The sequence below is a fragment of the Dyella sp. OK004 genome, assembly GCF_900114495.1.
Lineage (GTDB): Bacteria > Pseudomonadota > Gammaproteobacteria > Xanthomonadales > Rhodanobacteraceae > Dyella_D.
Map to the genome: position 1 here is coordinate 744,262 of NZ_FOZI01000002.1, position 22,018 is coordinate 766,279.

18 protein-coding genes and 2 tRNA genes are annotated in these 22,018 nt (G+C 61.3%); 6 read left to right on the forward strand and 14 right to left on the reverse strand.

The genetic code is table 11. From position 1 onward, the window contains the following. Positions 1-181 precede the first annotated feature (181 nt). Positions 182-1,192 (forward strand): NAD-dependent epimerase, encoded by a 1,011-nt coding sequence (locus tag BM338_RS10040; RefSeq protein ID WP_090450738.1) that lies wholly within the window; start codon positions 182-184, stop codon positions 1,190-1,192. Between the two features lie 9 nt (positions 1,193-1,201). Here the strand turns inward: BM338_RS10040 and BM338_RS10045 are convergent, their stop codons facing one another. From BM338_RS10045 to uvrB, 3 genes are all read right to left on the reverse strand, one after another. Further along, the gene (locus BM338_RS10045; RefSeq protein WP_090450739.1) at positions 1,202-1,648 is read right to left on the reverse strand and encodes a CopD family protein; all 447 of its coding nucleotides are present in this window, start codon (positions 1,646-1,648) and stop codon (positions 1,202-1,204) included. Positions 1,649-1,714: 66 nt separating this feature from the next. Next, a tRNA-Val gene (locus BM338_RS10050) sits at positions 1,715-1,789 on the reverse strand. An 86-nt stretch (positions 1,790-1,875) separates the two neighbouring features. Next, positions 1,876-3,897 carry an excinuclease ABC subunit UvrB gene (gene uvrB, locus BM338_RS10055; protein ID WP_090450740.1) on the reverse strand — a complete coding sequence of 674 codons (2,022 nt, stop codon included), beginning with the start codon at positions 3,895-3,897 and terminating at the stop codon, positions 1,876-1,878. 153 nt (positions 3,898-4,050) lie between these two features. Between uvrB and BM338_RS10060 the strand changes: the two genes are divergently transcribed. Next, positions 4,051-4,596, forward strand: coding sequence for a GspH/FimT family pseudopilin (locus BM338_RS10060; protein ID WP_090450741.1), 546 nt, complete (start codon positions 4,051-4,053; stop codon positions 4,594-4,596). A gap of 215 nt (positions 4,597-4,811) precedes the next feature. Here BM338_RS10060 and BM338_RS10065 read toward each other — a convergent pair whose 3' ends face one another. From BM338_RS10065 to grxD, 9 genes are all read right to left on the reverse strand, one after another. After that, positions 4,812-5,714, reverse strand: a complete 903-nt coding sequence (locus BM338_RS10065) for a hypothetical protein (protein ID WP_090450742.1) — start codon at positions 5,712-5,714, stop codon at positions 4,812-4,814. Positions 5,715-5,815: 101 nt separating this feature from the next. Beyond that, positions 5,816-6,376 (reverse strand): hypothetical protein, encoded by a 561-nt coding sequence (locus BM338_RS10070; protein ID WP_090450743.1) that lies wholly within the window; start codon positions 6,374-6,376, stop codon positions 5,816-5,818. A 553-nt stretch (positions 6,377-6,929) separates the two neighbouring features. Continuing rightward, a tRNA-Asn gene (locus BM338_RS10075) sits at positions 6,930-7,006 on the reverse strand. Positions 7,007-7,083: 77 nt separating this feature from the next. Continuing rightward, on the reverse strand, positions 7,084-8,481 hold the full coding sequence (gene ppnN, locus BM338_RS10080; RefSeq protein ID WP_090450744.1) for a nucleotide 5'-monophosphate nucleosidase PpnN: 1,398 nt from the start codon (positions 8,479-8,481) through the stop codon (positions 7,084-7,086). A 158-nt stretch (positions 8,482-8,639) separates the two neighbouring features. Then, positions 8,640-11,966, reverse strand: a complete 3,327-nt coding sequence (locus tag BM338_RS10085; RefSeq protein WP_090450745.1) for a TonB-dependent receptor — start codon at positions 11,964-11,966, stop codon at positions 8,640-8,642. 409 nt (positions 11,967-12,375) lie between these two features. Then, complete coding sequence (locus BM338_RS10090; protein WP_090450746.1) at positions 12,376-14,088, reverse strand: bifunctional ornithine lipid synthase OlsF; 1,713 nt, start codon at positions 14,086-14,088, stop codon at positions 12,376-12,378. A gap of 99 nt (positions 14,089-14,187) precedes the next feature. After that, the gene (locus BM338_RS10095; protein ID WP_090450747.1) at positions 14,188-14,787 is read right to left on the reverse strand and encodes a YhgN family NAAT transporter; all 600 of its coding nucleotides are present in this window, start codon (positions 14,785-14,787) and stop codon (positions 14,188-14,190) included. A 59-nt stretch (positions 14,788-14,846) separates the two neighbouring features. Further along, positions 14,847-15,614, reverse strand: coding sequence for an SDR family NAD(P)-dependent oxidoreductase (locus BM338_RS10100; protein WP_090450748.1), 768 nt, complete (start codon positions 15,612-15,614; stop codon positions 14,847-14,849). Next, the gene (gene grxD, locus BM338_RS10105; RefSeq protein ID WP_090450749.1) at positions 15,611-15,937 is read right to left on the reverse strand and encodes a Grx4 family monothiol glutaredoxin; all 327 of its coding nucleotides are present in this window, start codon (positions 15,935-15,937) and stop codon (positions 15,611-15,613) included. The genes BM338_RS10100 and grxD overlap by 4 nt, the downstream gene beginning before the upstream one ends. A gap of 120 nt (positions 15,938-16,057) precedes the next feature. On the opposite strand from grxD, the gene sodB reads away from it, so the two are divergent. Then, a complete protein-coding gene (gene sodB / locus BM338_RS10110; protein ID WP_090450750.1) occupies positions 16,058-16,636 on the forward strand; it encodes a superoxide dismutase [Fe] in 579 nt (192 codons plus the stop codon). A 77-nt stretch (positions 16,637-16,713) separates the two neighbouring features. Here the strand turns inward: sodB and BM338_RS10115 are convergent, their stop codons facing one another. Next, a complete protein-coding gene (locus tag BM338_RS10115) occupies positions 16,714-17,868 on the reverse strand; it encodes a 5-(carboxyamino)imidazole ribonucleotide synthase (RefSeq protein WP_090450751.1) in 1,155 nt (384 codons plus the stop codon). Then, complete coding sequence (gene purE / locus BM338_RS10120) at positions 17,865-18,368, reverse strand: 5-(carboxyamino)imidazole ribonucleotide mutase (RefSeq protein WP_090450752.1); 504 nt, start codon at positions 18,366-18,368, stop codon at positions 17,865-17,867. The genes BM338_RS10115 and purE overlap by 4 nt, the downstream gene beginning before the upstream one ends. A 64-nt stretch (positions 18,369-18,432) precedes the next feature. Here purE and BM338_RS10125 point away from each other — a divergent pair, with 64 nt between their 5' ends. From BM338_RS10125 to nadC, 3 genes are all read left to right on the forward strand, one after another. Continuing rightward, positions 18,433-18,705: a Trm112 family protein gene (locus tag BM338_RS10125; protein WP_090450753.1), complete on the forward strand. Its 273-nt coding sequence runs from the start codon at positions 18,433-18,435 to the stop codon at positions 18,703-18,705. Positions 18,706-18,855: 150 nt separating this feature from the next. Continuing rightward, the gene (locus tag BM338_RS10130) at positions 18,856-21,126 is read left to right on the forward strand and encodes a DUF1631 domain-containing protein (RefSeq protein ID WP_090450754.1); all 2,271 of its coding nucleotides are present in this window, start codon (positions 18,856-18,858) and stop codon (positions 21,124-21,126) included. Further along, on the forward strand, positions 21,123-21,980 hold the full coding sequence (gene nadC / locus BM338_RS10135; RefSeq protein WP_090450755.1) for a carboxylating nicotinate-nucleotide diphosphorylase: 858 nt from the start codon (positions 21,123-21,125) through the stop codon (positions 21,978-21,980). Before BM338_RS10130 ends, nadC begins: the two co-directional genes overlap by 4 nt. Positions 21,981-22,018: the final 38 nt, after the last annotated feature.

Genomic DNA, 22,018 nt, shown 5'->3' on the forward strand with positions numbered 1-22,018 from the left:
TTGGAGGTGGTAGTTGCCATGTCGCACACTCGGCCGGCGCTTTGACGCGGGCCACCTTGTCTCTCGGATGGGGTCGCAGAAAGCTAGTTTAGCCCATGACCTGCTGTCAATTCAGCGCATTCCGAATGCCTTTCCCGCCGCCGACGATAGAATGGCGCGCTACCCCGATCCTGGACACCCGATGCGCATCCTCGTCACCGGAACAGCCGGCTTCGTCGGCGCCGCCCTCACCGAACGTTTGCTGGCCCGTGGCGACGAGGTCTATGGCATCGACAACCACAACGACTACTACGACCCATCGTTGAAGGAAGCGCGCCTGGCCCGCTTCAACCAGCATCCGGCCTACACCCACCTGCGCGCCGATCTCGCAGACGCTGTGGCAATCAACCAGGCCTTCGAGACCTTCAAGCCGCAGCGCGTAGTCAACCTCGCGGCACAGGCCGGCGTGCGCTATTCGCTGAAGAATCCGCAGGCTTACGTGCAGAGCAACCTGGTCGGCTTCACCAACATCCTGGAAGCCTGCCGCCATCACCAGGTCGAGCATCTGGTCTATGCGTCATCCAGCTCAGTCTATGGCGCCAACCGCAAGTTGCCGTTCGCGGTGGAAGACCCAGTGGACCACCCGGTTAGCCTGTACGCCGCTAGCAAAAAAGCCAACGAGCTGATGGCACACACCTATAGCCACCTGTTCGGCCTGCCGACCACCGGCCTGCGCTTCTTCACCGTGTACGGCCCCTGGGGCCGACCGGACATGTCACCCATGCTGTTCGCCGATCGCATCAGCAAGGGCGAGCCCATCGATGTGTTCAACTTCGGCAACCACAGCCGCGACTTCACCTATATCGACGACATTGTCGAGGGCGTGATCCGCACGCTGGACCACCCAGCCCAACCCGATCCCGGCTACAACGCCGAGCAACCCAATCCCGGCACCTCAAACGCGCCGTACCGCGTCTACAACATCGGCAACGACCAGCCGGTGCAGCTGCTGCGCTTTATCGAGCTGATGGAGCAGAACCTCGGCCGCACCGTGGAAAAACGCCTGCTGCCGATGCAACCCGGCGACGTGCCCGACACCTGGGCCGACGTCTCCGCCTTGCGCCGGGACGTCGGTTACGCACCCAGCACGTCCATCGAAGAAGGCGTAAAGCGCTTCGTGGCCTGGTATCGCGAATACCACGGCCTCCGCTGAGCCCTTCCGTCAGAACGGCTTGGCGATCACCAGGAAAATCACGCCGAGCAGCACAAACACCGGTAGCTCATTGAGCAAGCGCAGCGTACGCGCCGACGGCAGCGCGCCGCCCTTGGCGCTACGTTTCACCAGCCGCCCGGTCCAGATGTAGTAGACCAACAACAACACGACCAGACTCAGCTTGGCGTGCAGCCAGCCTGCTTCACCGAAATTCGGCAGCGTGCCCGGGAACAGACGCCAGCCCTGCCACAGGGTCAGGCCGAACAGGAGCGCCATGCCGAACATGCTGTGGCCGAACTTGTACAAGCGCAGTCCCATCAACTCCAGCCGGGCCTTTGTTGCTGGCTCGGCGCCGGCCTCGGCGATATTCACCAGAATGCGCGGCAGATAGAAAATTGACGCGACCCAGGCCATCACGAACAACAGATGCAGGCTCTTGATCCACAGATAGGTCATCGCTGACTCCTGAAATTCACAAACAAAAACGGCGCGACCCTGGGGCCGCGCCGTTTCGTACGGTATTGGTGGGCGGTACAAGGATCGAACTTGTGACCCCTACCATGTCAAGGTAGTGCTCTACCGCTGAGCTAACCGCCCGAAGCTCGCGCCGGCATGCCGTGCGAGCCGCGTAGTATACGTGAGCCCCCATCCCTCGACAACTCCCCCGCCGGCTCCGCAGCCGCTCAGCGCAAGGCCTTCTCCCGCAATTGGTGGATCTGGTCGCGCAGCCGGGCGGCGTTCTCGAACTCCAGATTTTCGGCATGTTTGTACATCTGCGCCTCCAGCCGCTTGATCATAGCGCTGGCCTGATCCGCACTGAGCGCGGCGTAATCGGCGCCCTGCTCGGCCACCGCCCTGCCCCTCGCCCCCTTGGCACCGCGGCCACGAGACCCGCCCTCGCTGCGCGCGCCCTCCATGATGTCGGCGATACGGCGCACCACCGATTGCGGCGTGATGCCGTGCGCTTCGTTGTAGACCACCTGCTTCTCGCGACGACGCGCCGTCTCATCCATCGCCGCCCGCATCGAGCGCGTGATGTTGTCCGCATACAAGATGGCCTTGCCGCGTACGTTACGCGCCGCGCGGCCGATGGTCTGGATCAACGAACCGGTGGACCGCAGGAAGCCTTCCTTGTCGGCATCGAGGATCGCCACTAATGACACCTCCGGCATATCCAGACCTTCGCGCAGCAGGTTGATGCCGACCAGCACGTCGAACTCGCCCAGGCGCAGGTCGCGGATGATCTCCACACGCTCCACCGTCTCGATGTCCGAGTGCAGGTAACGCACCTTGATGTTGTGCTCGCCGAGGTATTCGGTGAGGTTTTCGGCCATGCGCTTGGTGAGTGTGGTAACCAGCACGCGATCGCCCATCGCCACGCGCTTGTGGACTTCGCCAAGCAGGTCGTCGACCTGGGTGCGTACTGGACGCACCTCCACTTCCGGATCGATCAGGCCGGTGGGGCGCACTACCAGCTCGACCACGGCGTCACCGGACTTCTGCAATTCATAGTCGCGCGGCGTCGCCGAGACATAGATCGAACGCGGCGCGCGGCGCTCCCATTCCTCGAACTTCAGAGGCCGGTTGTCCATCGCTGATGGCAGGCGGAAGCCGAACTCCACCAGCGTCTCTTTGCGCGAACGGTCGCCTTTGTACATGGCGCCTAGCTGCGGCACGGTCACATGAGATTCGTCGACCACCAGCAAGGCATCCGGCGGCAAATAATCGAACAGTGTCGGCGGCGGCTCGCCGGGACCACGACGCGTCAGATGGCGCGAGTAGTTCTCGATGCCCTGGCAGTAGCCGACCTCAGCCATCATTTCCACATCGAAGCGGGTGCGCTGATCCAGGCGCTGCGCCTCGACCAGCTTGTTGTCCTTGTACAACTGCTCCAGGCGATCCTTCAGCTCGACCTTGACCGTCTCGATCGCGTTGAGCACGCTCTCGCGCGTACTGGCGTAGTGCGTGCGTGGATAAACGGTGTAGCGCGGTACCTTGCGGATGGTCTCGCCGGTGAGTGGATCGAACAGCGAGAGATTCTCCACCTCGCCATCGAACAGCTCGATGCGCAGCGCCTCGGTTTCCGATTCGGCCGGAAACACATCGATGATCTCGCCGCGCACGCGATACGTACCGCGCTTCAATTCCAATTCGTTGCGCGAATACTGCAATTCGGTCAGCTGGCGGATCAGTGCGCGCTGCTCAATATGCTCGCCGCGCGCCAGGATCAGCCGCAGCGACAGATAGTCTTCCGGATCGCCCAACCCGTAGATCGCCGACACGGTGGCGACGATCAACGAATCTTTGCGCGACAGCAGCGCCTTGGTCGCGGCCAAACGCATCTGCTCGATGTGCTCGTTGATCGAAGCATCCTTCTCGATGAAGGTGTCCGAAGCCACCACATAGGCTTCCGGCTGGTAGTAGTCGTAGTAGCTGACGAAGTACTCCACCGCGTTGTGCGGGAAGAACTCTTTGAACTCACCGTACAGCTGTGCGGCCAGCGTCTTGTTGGGCGCCAGCACAATGGTCGGCCGCTGGATCTTCTCGATCACATTGGCGATCGTGAAGGTCTTACCGGAGCCGGTCACCCCAAGCAGGGTCTGCGCGGCGAGACCCGCCTCGAAACCTTCGGTCAGGCGCTCAATGGCCTGCGGCTGGTCACCAGCGGGCTTATAGGGGGAAACGAGCTCGAAGCGGTCAGTCATGGCAGTCCACATGCGGTCGCGTAAGGGCATTTTAAATTGCCCCTGCTGACAGGACGTGTCAGCAGAGCCTCACACCGTAGAACCGCGCACTCTTGCAGGCAACGCCGCGGACGCTACCTACCATCAGTCTCCTGCCCACGCAGGAGCACCGCCTTGAATCCCATCCGCCTCCAACATCGAGGCACCACGCTGATCGAGCAGATCATGGTGGTGGTCATCGCCTCCATCCTGACCTGCGTCGCCCTGCCTTCGTTGCGACGCCTGCTGGCCCGCCACGAAGTACGCACGGCGCAGACCAGCCTGATCGCCTCGCTGCAGCAGGCCCGCGCACTGGCCGCGCAGACCGGCCGCCGCACCGTGGCCTGCCCCACGCGGGACGGCACGCATTGCAGCGACGAAGCCTCGTGGGATGGCGGCTGGCTGGTCGGGTTCCGGGGAGACCAGGCCAATCAGTTGGATGGCCCACCGCAATACAGCCGCGTGGATACCGCCAGGCAGCTGACCATCCAAAGCAACACTGGCCGTCACTACGTCCAGTTCCAGTCCAGCGGCTTTTCCGGCGGCAGCAACCTCACCGTACTGATCTGCCGTCGCAGCGATCCCAGCCATGTAGTGAGCGTGAAGGTTTCGCAGGCCGGGCGTGTACGCGGCGCCGACGCGACCGCCGATGAAGCCGCTCAATGCGCGGGGACGGGATAAATTCGCGGGACGTGATTCCGCAAAAAACAAGGCCTTGCATCGCTGCAAGGCCTTGTCAGATATGGCGCCCGAAGTTGGACTCGAACCAACGACCCCCTGATTAACAGTCAGCCCGATTAAAGATTAGGATCAGCAAGTTATTCGACTTAATTTTCCACAGCTTGCCAGTTTTGCCCGCTTGGCAACGCGTTTTGTGGCTTATTTTTCCACATCGCTCAATCCAATACGCCAAGTAACTTCAACGATTCTACCAGGTCAGCTCTGCTTGTCTTCTGAGACCACCCTGTACGTTTTGATACTAGCCTCCCATCCTCGAAAAAGAAGAATGTGGGACTGATTGAGAAGTCAATGTAGGGCCAGGTCGCATTGTCATAGACAATTGACAGGGGATGCTCTGGAAATTGCTCATTCCACGCCTTTAGGTCACTAACATCCAATGGCTCACTTGCATTTTCAACCCAGATGACACTGCTTTTCTTAAATCCATTCGATAGCGTGGAATCGCTGGCTATCATTAGTGCCGCATCGCGCGCAAAGTGACATTGCGCAACGACGACAATTAGGTGATGCTGGCGGGTACTTACATTATGTAGATTTAGACTACTTCCGTCTTTTGCGAGGCTATAAACTGCCGGCATGGCGGCATCAAATGTCGGAGATGTACTAATTACGGGCGTGGATGCAAGTCCCAATGCGCCACTCTGTCGCAACAGTTTCTCGGCGTCACCAAACGCGCGAGCGCTAATAAGCCTACGGTAGGCAGTCGCCACCTCATCGTTGGTGGCCACGCCCCTTTTCATCAACTCCAAATAATCATTTCTGAGGTCTCGAATATAGGAGTTTTTGCGTTCCACGTTTGCGAACTGCGAATAGAAGAAAGCGATATTTGTTATCGAAAATAATTCATGTAGCTCTTCGCCTGACAGGCCGGTCAAATCACCTTGAATCGCTGGTATATTTTCTTCATATATTTTGTTAATAGCGTCCGACTTCTCTTTCACGCTAAGCTTGCGCGATTCATTGATAGCTGTCACTTCCGACTGATAGTTATTCAGCGACTGACCATGAACAGCGGTCGTGATGGCGGAGCTAACGACGAGTAACGTGTAAAGCAGCATTTGTGACCAACTCCTTGGTACAACAGCACAACCTTCTGAAAACCGAGAGATGGGCGGGTTAAAGCCGCCCACCTTGTTGTCGCTCCAGCTGCAGCCAGCAACTAGCAGCCATCGGTGCAACGATGGCCAGCTTCTTCTACGCAGCCCCCTGAACCGCCAGGGCGCACTTCGCAGATGTGATCAATGCGCGGGTCAGACATCGGAATGACCTTGCCACCGATCGACTGGGTGCTTGCATGAAACCGAGCGTTAATTGCTTGATCGAGCGTCGTAGTAGTGCTCAACCCGGGGATTGAGTTGATTGTCGACTGAGCACCAAACAGGCTCAAAATGCTGTATGCGTCCGCGACGGAAAGCCCCGCCAAGTCTACGTAAGAGTAGGAACCTAGACCGCGAGGAGTGAAGACGAGCGACGCGATGAAGTTTGACCGCGCAATTGGCGAGAGCCTATAGATGGGCGATGTGGGCGTCGCCGCCAGATGAGTCAACAACTGATCACGTGAGGTAATCAAAGCCGTAGCAACATCGATTTTCCCTGGGGTCAGCTGGGTACCGTTAGCAGGATTGACCGAGCGAGCGTTCAAGTCATTCTGCTGATCCGCTGCCGCGCCTCCGGCCAGGGTCATTCCGGCGACGAACATAAAGCATGCAAGTTTTTTCATTCTAATCTCCATTTGAATGTGTAGTACTAGCTCCACGTCAACACCAAGAAGGGGCCGACCGCAACCTTGTATCTCTTTGTTGCATGACAATAAGGTGAAGTGCGCCGCAAGTTGCGAATTTCGCAATTTATTGCGATTCGTTTTCGACGCCCTCGATTTTTGCGAGCGCATTGGGCATCAATCGTCATACATCCATTTTCTGCACACACCAGCGAGGCCACATTGCCAGTTGCCCCTGGCTAAGATGCACGCCTGTATCTGGACCGTCACGACTGGATGTCTGTGTTCTAACTAGGTGGAATCTTGGATGTCCACTTCCGACCCATAGCAGACACTCATCTAGCGCACACGAAGACCAAGAGCCGCCTCATTCAGGCGGCTCTTTTTTGTCTGTAATTTGTGCGCTGCCCGCCGCAGCAGCATTCGCGATCAAGTCGCCTTTTCCCACCGAAGCCCAGCAATGGCGCGGCTTCGCGGCATGAGCATGCCGCTGGCGTAGAAAATGTGTGGAAAAATAAAAAAGGGCCTACCCGGAGGTAAGCCCTTGAATTTATGGCGCCCGAAGTTGGACTCGAACCAACGACCCCCTGATTAACAGTCAAGTGCTCTAACCGGCTGAGCTATTCGGGCGGGGTGAGCTGCGTAGTTTGAATATTGGATGCCGGGCTGTCAAGCCACTGACAGCCCTGAAAATGCTCCGAATTTGTTCAGCTGGTGCGCACGCGATAGCAGGGCACGTAAGCGGCGCCACCGGGTAGTTTCATGCGGTGTTGGACCACGAACGCCTGCAGCAACTCGTCCAGCGCACGCATGATGTCGGCCTGGCCGTCGATATCGAACGGGCCGTACTGTTCGATGGCACGCACACCTTCTTCCTTCACATTGCCGGCGACGATGCCGGAGAAGGCACGACGCAGATCCGCCGCCAGCTCATGCCGTGGGCGGTCGCGATGGATCGCCAGGCCGCGCATGGCCTCATGGGTTGGACGGAACGGCATCTGGAACGAAAGCGGAATATTGAGCGCCCAGTTGAAGAAGAAGGCGTCCTTATTGTCCAGACGGTGATTGCGTACCTTATCGATGCCACGCACCATCGCATGCGCCACGGCGGCCGGATTGTCGACGATGATCTGGTAGTACTGCGCCACGCTGTCGCCCAGGGTCAGGCGCAGGAAGCGATCGATCTGCTCGAAATACGCGGCCGACTGCTTAGGGCCGGTGAAGATCAGAGGGAACGGAATGCCTGCGTTGTCCGGGTGCAGCAGGATGCCAAGCAGGTAGAGAATCTCCTCCGCCGTGCCTACGCCGCCCGGGAACACGATGATGCCGTGACCGATGCGCACGAAGGCTTCAAGGCGCTTCTCGATGTCCGGCATGATCACCAGGTGATTCACGATCGGGTTCGGCGACTCCGCCGCGATGATGCCCGGCTCGGTCACACCGATATAGCGGTTGTTGCGGCGGCGCTGCTTGGCATGTGCAATGGTGGCGCCTTTCATCGGCCCTTTCATCGCACCCGGGCCGCAGCCGGTGCAGATATCCATGCCGCGCAGGCCCAGCTGATAGCCCACCTGCTTGGTGTACTCGTACTCGTCGCGCGAAATCGAATGGCCGCCCCAGCACACCACCAGATTCGGATCGATCTGCGCCTTGAGGATGCGTGCATTGCGCAGGATCTCGAACACCGCATGGGTCAGGCCCACCGAATCGTCCAGATCGAAACCGCCCTGCTCCAGCTGCGTCGACACGTAGACGATGTCACGCACCACGGCGACCAGCAGCTCATTAATACCGCGGATGATCTGGCCGTCCACAAAAGCTTGCGCCGGTGCATGGCTCAATTCGATCTTGATGCCGCGATCTTGTTGCAGCACCTGGATATCGAAATCCGGAAACTGCTCGAACATCGAGCGCGGATCGTCGCTGATGTTGCCCGAGGTCAGCACCGCCAGCGCGCAGCGGCGCAGCAGCGCGTGCAGGCCCGAACCGCTGGCGTCGCGCAGGCGCGCCACTTCGTTGCGGGACAGAATGTCCAGACCACCAGCGGGCGAAATGCGCGCGCTGACGGTTGACTTGCCGGCCTTGCCGGACTGAACGTCGTTCATTGGATCTCCTTCGGCCACGTTGTCCGTGGCAAAACACCGGGCTCATGCTCGAGTCGGCCGGCTAGCTTCACTCCGGGGTGCCTTGCGGGTCAACCTCTTCCATAAAAAAACCGGCGCCCTAGGGCGCCGGCCTTCGTTCTTGCGAGAACAGCTTTGGCTTAGAACGTGTAGCGAACCGTCGCCAATATGGACCAACGCTGAGTCGGGCCGTTCAGCTCATCCGCACGCGGCAGCGGCAGCGGGCTGTAGTTGCCAGCACTGTCCTTATAAGCCGCCTTGCTGATGTCGTAGATGTACTTACCGTTGGCGTCCACGCCGGCAAAGTCAGCCAGGTTGCGCGTCAGCGGGAAGCTCGCGCGGTGATCGACACCCCACTTCTTGTTCAGCATGTTGCCGAAGTTGTAGATGTCGAGACGGATCTCACCCTTGTTACCCTTGAAGATGCCCGGGATCTCCTGACGGAAGCTCAGGTCGATCTGGTTGATCCACGGGGCGCGGGTGTCATTACGCTTGGCGATCTGGCCCTGATGGTCACGCAGGTACTCGTTGTTCTCGATGTACTTCCAGAACGAATCCTGCTGCTGCTGCGTGGTACCCGGCGCAAAGCTGATATCGCCCTTGCGCGGGATGTAGGCCAGATCCGAGACGAAACCGTCGCCGTTGGCGTCGTTACCGAAGCGCCAGCTGTACGGAGCGCCCGAGTGACCGTCGTAGAACGCGCTGACGCTGCTGGCGTAATCGCCAAAGAAGCGATGCTGCCAGGTCAACGACGCGATCACGCGCTTCGGCACCGAGTAGTTCGACGGGCTGGCGATGTTCTCGTTCGGGTTCACCCACACGTTGTTGCTGTAGTTCGAACGAGCCACGCTCGACGTACCCGGGTTCACCTCGGTCGCACGGCTCCAGGTGAAGCCGACCATGGCGGACCAGTCGTTGGAGAAGGACTTCTTCAACGAGAGGGCCAGACTGTCGGCCTTGCCACGGCTGGTGTTGGCCAGGTTGATCACCGAATCACCGAACGCCTGGTTCGATTTTGCACGAGCGGTATTGCCGGTCTGACCACCCTTTGGGTTCAGGTAATAAGTGTTGCGGCCATCCGGCAGCACACCCGTCGGAGCACCGATATTCAGGTTCTGATACCAGATCGCATTGCGGGTCTTGAGGTGCTCGTAGTCAGCGGTGAACACGAGGCCATACCACGGCAGCTCTTTATCGAAGCCCAGCGACATCTTCCACACGCTCGGCAGTTGGAAGCCATCGTCGACCGTGCTGACGGCCATCTGTGCGCCCCGGGCGCCCGGGATCGGGGCTGAGCCGGCGTTCTGGTGAGCGGCGTCGCTGCTGAAAACGGGATAGCCCGCGCTACCCGGCTTACAGGCGGCCGAAGCAGCCGAGTTCGGGCCGCAAGCGAACTGCACCTGGGTGATACCGGAATTCTGGTAGATGTTGCCCAGCCACACGCTCGGCGGATTCGAAATGAACAGACCCGCGCCACCACGCAGCTGCGTCATGTGCTCGGTGTCGAAGGTGTAGTTGAACGACACACGCGGCTGCACCTGACGGTTGCCGTTGATCGTGTAGTCGTTGCGACGACCGAAGCCACCCGTCGCCGACACGCAATTGCTGGCCGTGATGGCCTGGCCGACCGGAGCCGAGTAGCACGGATTGAACAGCGGCTTGTCGCTGGTCATCGGGATATCGACGCGGAAACCGTACTGCACAGACAGATTATTGTTGACCTGCCAGGTGTCCTGCAGGAACAGGCCGTACTGCTTCAATTCGAAATTGGCAGCCACGTCGCCCAGACCCAGACCCGCCGCAGGCGCATTCAGGCGGTACAGGTTGTACTTGCCGTTGACGAAGTCGCTGATTGAGTTGAACTGGTAGCTACCGAACGCGTTCTGCAGGAACAGGTTGTAGTACTTGCCGCGCTCAAAGTCCGCGCCGAACTTGACGGTGTGCTCACCCAGATAGAACGTACCGGCGAAAGCTGCATTCAAAGTCTTCACGCGCAGGATGTTGGCCTGGCTGGAGTACTCGGTACCGAACTCGACGCCCGGCGAGCTGGAGGTGCTGGTACAACCGGAGGTGGAGTTCAGGCACACGGAAACGTCAGGCATGTTCTGGCCGTTGTACGGGCCACGCACCTGATTGAAATCCGCGTACGACAAGGTGGTGTCGGTCGAGAAGATGTCGGACCAGTCATCGTAGAAATGCAGCGCGTAGCTCTTGTTATCGACGCTGGTCTTGTACCAGCCGCTCGACAGCACGAGCACGTTGTTGCTGCCTGTGATGATCGGCTTGTTTTCCTTGGTCTGACTGTAGGTAAAGCTGGCACGATGGCTGTTCGAGATGTTCCAGTCGATCTTGGCCAGGTAACGCTTGTCCTGCAGGTCCGAGCTGCCGCCGCCCACACCGCCGACATCACCAAAACCCTTGGCGCGTGCTGCATTGACGATGTCGTTGACGTTCTGCTGGGTCAGGCCACGGATTTCGGTGGTCGCGCCCGAACCCTGCACGCCGTACTGGCTCGACGGGCCGATCTGCTTGCTCTTTTCATACGAAGCGAAGAAGAACAGCTTGTCCTTGATGATCGGACCACCGACGGTAGCGCCGGCCGTCCAGGTACGACGGTAGCCGCCGTAGGGCTGGCCGTTGTAGTCGGCGATCATGGCGTCGCGGTTTTGGAACGCGTAATAGGTCGAACCGTGGAAATCGTTGGTGCCGCTCTTGGTCACCGCATTGACGATCGCACCGACGCCACGACGGGTGGCCACGTCATAGTTGGCGGTCGAGATGTTGTATTCCTCGATCGTGTCCTGCGAAATCGGTGTGCCGAGCGTCGGCAGGCCGTTCGCATTGAGGCCGAACGGATCGTTCGCGCTGACTGAGTCGACCGTGATGTTGTTGTAGCGGCTGTTCTGGCCAACGGCCGAGATCTCGCCGCGATCGCGATCGCTGATCACGATGCGGGGATCAAGACGAACGATGTTCTGGATCGAGCGACCCGGGGTCGGGGTGGCTTCGATTTCACGACGCGAAACGTTCGTGCTGAGACCCTTGTTATCCGGGGTAAAGGTCTGCGACAAAGCGCTCGCAGACACTGTCACGCCCGACAGGTTCTGCGCGGCTTGTGCCGTAGCACCCACGGTCAGATTGACCGCCGTGTCCTGCGCCAGCTGCAGGTAGACATTGTCCTGCTCGGTCGCCAGCTGACCGTCCTTCGACACCTTCACGTCGAACGGGCCGCCCACGCGCAAACCTTGCGCAGCGTAGCGACCGTTGGAGTCGGTGGTGGTGGTCTTGGTGGTGCCCGACGGCTCATGCACGATCTGCACGGTGGCGCCGGCTACCGGCTGACCACTGGCATCAAGCACGCGGCCACTGATGGAGGACGAGGTGTCCTGGGCGATGGCGGGTACCGACATGGCCAGCATGGACGCGATGGCAAACGGCAGGACTTTGGCACGAATTCGGCTATTCACTGTGATTAACCCCTTGGGCGCGCAACGAAAATATTTACGAATCGGGAATCAAACATGGCGATGCCCGGCTCATGCCAGGCATTCATCGAAAGCTCTGTTTTGATTTCCCCGGAATGTTCTTGCTTGGTCCGAGCTTACTAAGCGGCGAGACCGCCCCGCCTGCCAACAAAGTGTTAAGCGGACTTTAACGATAGTGTAAGACAGTTCTATGACGAATTCACGTCGTTTTTATCTCTACCCAGTCGAGTGCCTTGAAGTGGCTCGCTAGACAAGTGACGCGAAAACAATCACTTGAAACCAGAGGTAGACTCCTCCCCACCTCAACTTCCTGGCCACCCACCCCTAATGGATCGCCAGGAAGTTAACTCAGGCTACCAGCCCGATCCTAAGGATGGGATAGGAAATGTGCCTAGGCCTTACCGAGATAGCGCGCACGCTTGGCCGGCTTCAGGGTGGCCAGGTCGAGCATCACCAGGCCATCGACGCAACCCGAAAAACCGGGGTCCTCGCCGAAATCGAGGAATTGCACGCCCTCGGGATCGACCAGGTCGACGTACTGGCGATACAGCACCGGCAGGCTGACGCCGAGCGCATCCAGGTGGTGCTTGAGCTTGCCCAGGCCTGCCGTGGAATCGAGTCCTTCCAGTGCATGGCGCACCACGTCGATCACCGCCGGGGAGATCACGAACGGCTGACGCGCCGCCGCCAGGCCCGGTGCGCCGAAGTAATGCTGATGCGCGGCAGCGATCCACTCGCGCGCTTCGCGCGGCAGACTTACCGACATGCTGACCGGGCCGAACATATAGCGCAGATCAGGATGTCGTTGCAGATACAGGCCAATGCCCTGCCATAGCTGATCCAGCGCGCGAGAGCGCCAGTAGGCCGGTGCGATGAAACTGCGACCCAGCTCAAGTCCCTGCGCCAAGCGCGATTCCAGTGCCGGCGAATAGTTGAACAAGCTGGAGGTATAGAGACCGGCCATGCCACGCTCGCCAATCAGGCGACCGCCGTGACCGAACCGGTAGGAACCCACGATGCGCAACGCCTTGGGATCCCATAGCACGAGATGCTCGTAGTGAGGGTCGTAAGCATCCAGGTCGCGACGCGCGCCGGTGCCCTCGCCGACCTTGCGGAAGGTCAACTCGCGCAGACGGCCAATCTCGCGCAACACCACGCTATCGACAGCACCTTTGAACAGCATGACCTGCTTGCCGTCATTGAGATCGGCCAGCTTCTCCGCATGCATCGCCAACTCGGCGACGACACGCTCGGTCGGCTCGGGATGCGCCAGCGGCGCCTGACCGCCGAAGATCAGACCGCGACGGCGACCAACTCGATAGATATGCCGGCGCATCAGCTTTGCGACCTGCTCGGTCGAACCGCCGCTGCGCTGCTCCAGTTCTTCGGCACCGATCAACGCACCGACGCTGAAACCGATGCGGCGCTTGATTGGCGCCACCGCTTCGCGCGGCAGCATGGCCGTGCTGAGCGGTTTGGCCAGCATCGACAGGCCATAGAACATCGCGGAATTGCGCGCGGCGACATGGATCGGCAGCACCGGCGTTTTGCTGCGCAAAGCCAGGCGCGCGAAACCATCGGACCAACGACCATCGCGCACACCGTCGGCACGCACGCGTGACACCTCGCCCGCCGGGAACAGGATCAACGCTTCGCCGTTGTCGAGCGCACGGTAGATTGCACGCATGCGCGAAGCGGCGCCCTTGCCAAACACATCCACGTGCAGCAGCACGCGATTCAACTGGGGAATCGAAGCCAGCCAATCGTTCGCCAGCAGACGCACATCGCTGCGCACTGAACCCACCAACTGAAGCAGCGCCAGCGCGTCGACCATCCCCAAGGGATGATTGGCCACGATCAGCACGCCACCCTCGACAGGGATGTTCTCGCGCTCGCGAGGATTGACGTAGTAGCTAGCCCCCAGCACGTCGAGCGCCCGCTCGACGAAGTCGAAACCTTCAACGTCGCCTACCGCGGTGAGGACGCGATTGAAACCATCCTCATCCACAAGCCGCCCCAACATGCCCGCCACGGGACGCATGATGCCAGGATGCTGAGCCAGCCATGGCAGACGTTCATTGAGGGTCTGTTCGACACTTAGCATGATCGTCTCCTTATGCTTTCGCCCATGCTGGCTGTGGATTATGACAGCAAGGTGATCGGCAAAGGGCAAGCCAACGCTTGCCCTACGCGCAGCGACGTTTCAAACAGCCAGATGCAAGTAAGCGGCCACGCCGCCGAGGAACATCTGTACCGACAAGGCGATCAACAGCATACCCATCACTCTCTCAAGTGCGGTGAGAACGCTTTCACCTAACCAGCGGAACAAATAAGTCGAACACAGCAGGATCACAGCCGTAGCCAGCCACGCGCCAAGCAACGCGATGGCCCAATCTGCCGTACGACCCGGCTGCGTATTGGTCAGCAGTAGCAACGCCGCCATTGCCGAAGGGCCGGCCACACCAGGAATGGCCATCGGCACGATAAAAGGCTCGCCTTCGCCCGGCTTGCCAAAGATCCCGCCACCATCCGCTGGCGGGAACACCATGCGGATGCCGATCAGGAATAGCACGATGCCACCGGCGATGCTGATCGACTCTTGCCGCAGCTGCAGCAACTTCAGGATGAGCTGCCCACCCATCAGGAAACCGAGCAGCACGCCGAGTGCGATCAGCAACTCGCGCACCATCACATAACGGCGGCGCTTCGGCGCCACATCCTTGAGTAGGCTCAGGAAGATCGGGATGTTGCCGAGCGGGTCCATGATCAGGAACAGCAGGATCGCCGCCGACAGCGTGGTCATCTGCGCTTCCATCTCAGCCCCTTGTGGCGCGCATAGAGCGATTGGCGTGCACGGTGCGCTCAGTCACTGCGCAGATCAAGCGCGGTGCCACGCGCCGCGACAGCCTGTGGGCCGAGTAGGTAGACAGCGGCTTCCGCCGTGGCATCCGGCAACGGCTGCTTGCTAGTGTCCTCGCCGAAGTACGCCTCGCGACGCAGCGCGGTGCGCATCGGTGCTGGCAACAAGGCATGCACGCGCAACGGACTGCTCTCGGTCTCCTGATGCAGGATTTCGGCGAAGCGCTCCAGCGCGGCCTTGGACACGCCATAGCCGCCCCAATGCGCCTTACTTACTCGCTCCGGATCGTCAAGCACGAACACCACGGAGCTATCGGCTGCCTGCGTCAGCAGCGGCATGCAAGCCTGGGTCAGGGCGAATGGCGCCGACACATTCACGTGCAACGCGCGCAGCCAGTCGTCCGGCTTGTGCATTGCCAGCGGCACCAGTCCGTTGAAACTCACCGCCGCATGCACAATGCCATCCAGACGGCCAAAATCGCGCTCCAACCCTTCGGCCATGTTGAGGTAATCGTTTGGCGTGGCGATTTCCATATCGAGCGGATGGATCACCGGCTCGGGAAGCTGTTCGGCCACCATGGCGTCATACAGCTGCTCCAATTGGCGCTTGCGCTTGCCGGTGATCACCACGGTGGCGCCGGCACGTGAAGCCGCACGCGCCACCGCACTACCGAGGCCGCCGTAGGCACCGGTGACCAACACCACGCGACCCGACAGCGAGCCTTCGGCCGGCACCCAGCCGGCGGGCAGAAACGAACGGGCCAGCGTCATGCCTGGGCTGCCCCGCCCACGTCGACCACCATGCGCGCCAATTCACCGGACGCCTTCAGGTCTTCAACGATGTCGCAACCACCAATCAGCTCGCCCTGGATGAACAGCTGCGGGAAGGTCGGCCAGTTCGCATAGTGCGGCAGCGCGGCACGCACTTCCGGATCGGCAAGTACGTTCACCGCATGGAAGTCCGCGCCCGCCTCTTTCAATGCCTCCGCAGCGCGGCTGGAAAAGCCGCACATGGGGAATTGCGGCGTGCCCTTCATGAAAAGCACGATGGGGTGCTCGGCCAGCACGGCCTTGATTCGCTCGTTAACGTCCATAGCTCGGGTTTTCATCATTACAATGCAGGCAGATCGGTAGTGTATCAGTCGTGCATCGGCCACCGTTCGCGGTCGCGCCGGCCCGACTCCCCCTTAGCCAACCGCCACAGGAGCCATCACATGGCGATCGAACTCCCCGCCCTGCCTTTTGAAAAGAGCGCGCTCGCGCCGCATATCTCTGAGGAAACGCTGGATTATCACTATGGCAAGCATCACCAGGCCTATGTGACCAACCTCAACAACCTGATCAAGGGCACGGAGTTCGAGAACGCCGCGCTGGAAGACATCATCAAGAAGTCCTCCGGTGGCGTGTTCAACAACGCCGCCCAGGTCTGGAACCACACTTTCTATTGGAACTCGCTCAGCCCGAAGGGCGGCAACGAGCCCAGCGGCAAGCTGGCGGACGCCATCAACAAGGCCTTCGGCTCGTTCGAGAAGTTCAAAGAGGAATTCACCAAGTCCGCCGTGGGCAACTTCGGCTCGGGCTGGACCTGGCTGGTGCAGCGTCCCGATGGTTCGCTGGGCATCGTCAACACCTCTAACGCTGCCACGCCGATCACTGGAAGCGACAAGCCGCTGCTGACCTGCGATGTGTGGGAACACGCGTACTACATCGACTACCGCAACCTCCGCCCGAAGTATCTCGAGGCGTTCTGGGCGCTGGTGAACTGGGACTTCGCGGCCAAGAACCTGGCCTGATCCCTACGTAGACAAAAAAAGGCGGCGCCATTCAATGGCGCCGCCTTTTTCTTTGCCCATGTAGGAGCCCTGTCTCTTCAGCCGAGCTCGCGTACTGCCGGGTCCACCTGTTGATCGCGGCCAAGCGCATGAGCCATGCCGCCCAGGCGCTCCACCATCTGTTTCGCATTGACCGCGCAAACCGTCGCATGACCTACCTTGCGCCCCGGCCGCGGCTGCTTGCCGTAGTCATGCCAATGCGCGTCGACGGCGGACAACACCGGCGCGGCGTCCGGCAGCTCGCCGATCCAATTGAACATGGCGGACAAACCACGCGCTGCGGTATCGCCCAACGGCATGCCCAGCACGGCACGCACGTGGTTCTCAAACTGGCTGGTGATGGCACCCTCGATGGTCCAGTGACCTGAGTTGTGCACGCGCGGGGCCATCTCGTTGCCGAGCAGCTGACCATCCTTCACGAACAGCTCCAGGGCGAACACGCCGACATACTCCAGACGCTCGGCCAGCGTGCGAGCCAACTGAGTGGCGCGCTCCTGCAAGGTGCCGACGTCCGGTGCGGGTGCCAGGCTCAACGACAGCACGCCGTCGGTATGCCAGTTCTGGGTCAGGGGCCAGGTGCGGAAGTCGCCATCCCTACTGCGCACAGCAATCACCGACAGCTCGCGCTCGAACGGCACGAAGGCTTCCAGGATCAGGCCATGGGCGGACGCCTGCGCGCCGAGGGCCGCCCAGGCCGCATCAGCATCCGCGAGGCTGCGCAAACGGAACTGGCCCTTGCCGTCGTAACCGAGCCGGCGGGTCTTGAGAATGGCCGGTGCGCCGATGGTCGACAGCGCGCGGTCCAGGTCGGCCCGCGTATCGATCGCCATGAACTCTGGCGTGCCAAGACCGCAATCGCGGAACAGGGTTTTCTCGGCCAGGCGATCCTGCGCCACGGCCAGCGCACGCGGCGCAGGAAACACCGCCACGCGCTGCGCCAGCCAGTGAGCAGTCTCGGCCGGCACGTTCTCGAAATCGAAGGTGACCACATCGACCTGACGCGCAAAAGCTTCCAGCGCGACATAGTCGGTCCAGTCCGCGGTAATCAGCGTGGCGACCTGGCCTGCGCAGGCATCGGCCGCGCTATCGACCACCAATGTTTTCACCCCGAGCGGAGCCGCCGCCAGGGCCAGCATGCGCGCCAACTGGCCGCCGCCAAGGATGCCCAGCACAGGTTGACGACGTGAGGTCACGAGCGCGGGTCCGGATTATCCAGAACGGTCTGGGTCTGATGGGTGCGATAAGCGTCGAGCGCCGCCGCCAGAGCCGGGTCGTTCAACGCCAGCACGGCGGTGGCAAGCAGCCCCGCGTTCACTGCACCGGCGCGGCCGATGGCCAGGGTACCCACCGGAATACCGGCCGGCATCTGCGCGATCGACAGCAGCGAGTCCATGCCATTGAGTGCCTTGGACTGCACCGGCACGCCGAACACCGGCAGGCGAGTCTTGGCTGCGAGCATGCCCGGCAGGTGGGCCGCGCCACCGGCGCCGGCGATGATCACCTGGATACCGCGCGCCACTGCTTCTTCGGCATAGCGGAACAGCAGGTCGGGGGTGCGATGGGCCGAGACCACCTGCACTTCGTGCGGCACGCCCAACTCGGTCAGCACGCTGGCCGCATGTTCCATGGTCTCCCAATCCGAGCGGGAGCCCATCACTACGCCAACGCGTGGCAGCTTGGCAGTCGAAGTCATGGTTCGGCCATCCAAAAGGGGATATTGTACGGACTTTCCGCGTTATCACACGACCCTGCGACCCATGGACAAGCGCCTGCTCGACATCCTCTGCTGCCCGGTCAGCAAGACCCCGGTACGGTTACTCGGCAAGAGCGAACTCGAGGCATTAAATACCGCCATCGGCCAGGGCCAGGTCGACACCGTCGCCGGCACCCCGGTGCGCACCCCGCTCACCGAAGGCCTGATCACCATCGACCGTAAGGTGATCTACCGCATCGACGACGGCATCCCGGTGATGCTGCCCGAAGAAGGTATAGGCACCCCCCAGCTGCGCGACTTCCCGGCCGCCGCCTGAGCCAGGCCGACCCGGACCGCAATTTGATGCGGTTCACAGGATGCGGCGTATGCCAACCCGCGCATGACATGACCACGGATTTTCGCGTATCGTTTGTGCCATGCGGCCTGTAGGCCGCCATCGCGCGATGGACACTTCAGGGGTGTGGCGATGAAAGACGCCAGTGAGCCTTCCAATATCGTCAGCCTGAGTCAGCGCCTGGATCCGTCCAGCGAGCGCGGGGGCGCGCTCTTGAATACGGTCCGTGATATCGCCTCGCGGCGTCTGCAGTTGCTGGTCAACGGCATGTTCGAACATGTCGACGACGCGCTGTTCGATCTGGCCGAGAAGGCCGAGAACAATGCCGCGCAGATGCACTACTTCGACGGCATGCGCGAGGTACGCAAGCGCAGGCCAGCGGTGGAGCGCACGTTCCTGAGTACCGTGACGCGCGGTATCGCCGATTTCGCATCACAGCAACGCCAGACCGCCAGCGGCGTGCCCTTGCCCATCGGCTCGGTCGAACTGACCCTGGTCGCCGATAACGAGCTGGAAGAATCGCTCGCGATCACCAGCATGATCGGCAAGAACGAAACGCGCCTGACCCGCGACCTGTTCGCGGTGAACCAGCGCCTGTCGGTGATCTACGGCGGCACCCGTATCGATGACGCGAACAATCCGGTCGCACCGGCCGCGCTCACCCAGGCTTTCCGCCAGGCGATGCGCGAGCTCTCCGCCGAGATGCGCGTCAAGCTGATCATCTACAAGCTGTTCGACCGCTATGTGCTCGCCTCGCTGGACGAGCTGTATCAGGAAATCAACGCCGAACTGGTTCGTGCCGGCGTGCTGCCGCAACTCCGCCACGAAGTGCTGCGCCAGCCGAGTGCAGCACCCGGCAGCGCTGGTATCGGTGGTGAAGCTGTTGCCCAGGCATTGCCGGGCGTACTGCCGGACGATGGCGGTGCTTCCGCGGAACTGCTGCAGACACTGCGCACGCTGTTCAGTGCTCGCCGCGGTGACCTGCCGGAGAACCTCCCGATCGGCGGGCCGCTGCAAGTGCCCACAGTTAATGAGCTGATCGGTGCGCTCAGCGTGCTGCAAAGCCAGGCCGCCACCATCGGCAGCCCCCTGCCTCTGCGCGGCAGCCAGTCCACCGCCAGCGTGCTGCAGGAAGTGGCACATCTCAAGGAGCAGTTGCTCTCGCAGATCGGTTCGCTGCGTGGTGAGCGTCCTGGCCAAGTGGCCACCATGGACGAAGACACCATCGACCTGGTCGGCATGCTGTTCGAGTTCATCCTTGAAGACCGCAACCTGCCGACGGAAATGCAGGTCATGCTGGCGCGCTTGCAGATTCCTTACCTCAAGGCCGCCATTCTCGACCGTCGTCTGTTTGCCCATCGCCAGCATCCGGCTCGCCGCCTGCTCGACAGCCTGGCGGATGCCGCGAAGGGCTGGTCGGCCGAGTCCGATCGCGATCATCGCCTGCACGACAAGGTGAAGTCGGTCGTCGACAGCTTGCTGCAAGAATTCGACGACGACCTGAGCATCTTCGAGCGGCTCAATATTGAGTTGCAGGATTTCCAGGATCAGAGCCGTCGCCGTGCCGAACTGGCCGAGCAGCGTGTGGCCGAATCCACCCGCGGCCGCGAGAAGCTGGAACAGGCGCGCCGTCGCGCCGCACGCGAAATCCTCACTCGCATTGGCGATCACTCACTGCCGCCGCTGATCCACGGCATCCTGTCGCGCGCATGGGCGAACTACATGGTGCTCACCATTCTGCGCCAGGGTGAGGAGTCATCTGAGTTTCGCGACGCGTTGCGTTTCGTCAATGACTTCATCGATAGCACCCGTCCGGCTCGTAGCATCGAGGAGCGTCGTACGCTGCGGCAGATGCTGCCCGGCATCGAACGCTCGCTGCGCCGCGGCTTGGCCAATGTTGCCTTCCAGGAAAACGACATCGAGCGTCTGCTGGCGCAGCTGCATACCTATTACCGCCATCAGCTCGGTGAATCTGTGCCGGCGGCGGAAGTACAGGCAGCCGAAGCTGCGGCCACGCTACCGATTCCGGAGAGCATCCAGCCGATCGCCGAGAGCGAAGCTGCGCTGGATGCCATCGAACCTCCGCCCGAGCCCGTCGAAGACACACCGGAGCTGCGCATGGTGGGTGAACTGAAGCCGGGCATCTGGCTCGAGTTTGTTACCGAAGGCGACACCCTGGAGCGCGCCAAGCTCTCGTGGATCAGCCCGATGAGCGGCCGCTATCTGTTCGTCAATCGTCGCGGCCTCAAGGTCGCGGATTACTCCCCGCATGAACTGGCCATCGAGCTCGCCGCCGGACGTGCGCGCGTATTGGAATCCACCGCCTTGTTTGATCGCGCGCTGGATGCCATTGTCGGCAGACTGAGCCAACCAGCGACGGCCTCCGCCTCCGACATCGAATGACTTCTTTGCAGCCGCTTGCCCCACCGCCGACCGCGCAGGTCCAGGCGGATATTGAACGCGCCTTTGCCGAAGACATCGGCGCGGGTGATGCCACCGCCGAACTGCTTACCGCCGATGCGCGGGCCAGCGCCACGCTGACTTGCCGCGAAGACGCGGTGATTGCCGGCAGCGCCTGGTTCGACGCCTGCTTCCGCCGCCTGGATCCCAGCATCCACATCGATTGGCAGCTTGGCGATGGTGACCGTGCCACGGCCGGCGCAGTGATCTGTCGCCTCGAAGGCATGGCGCGCGCCATGGTGAGCGCCGAACGCTCCGCCCTCAATTTTCTGCAACTGCTGTCCGGTACGGCTACCGCAACTGCCGCCTATGTAAGCGCAGTCGCGGGCACTGCCGTGAAAGTGCTGGATACGCGCAAGACCGTACCCGGCCTGCGCATCGCGCAGAAATACGCCGTGCGTTGTGGCGGTGGCCACAACCATCGCGTCGGCCTGTACGACGCCATCCTGGTCAAAGAAAACCACATCATCGCCGCCGGCGGCATCGCCGCCGCGGTGGAGGCCGCGCGCCGGCTGCACCCCAAGCTGCTGCTGGAAGTGGAAGTCGAGAATCTCGACGAACTGCAACAAGCACTGGACGCGGGCGTGGACCGCATCATGCTCGACAACTTCACGCCACCGCTGATGCGTGAGGCCGTTGGCATCACCGCCGGCCGTGTGCCACTGGAGGTCTCGGGCAATGTCGACCTCCATACCATCGGCGAGTACGCCCGTACCGGCGTGGATTTCATATCGGTGGGCGCCCTGACCAAGCACGTGCAGGCCGTCGATCTCTCGTTGCGCTTGCAACTGCGCTGAGAGCCTTGCGGCGCCTGCCTGCCGCCCACACACTGCAG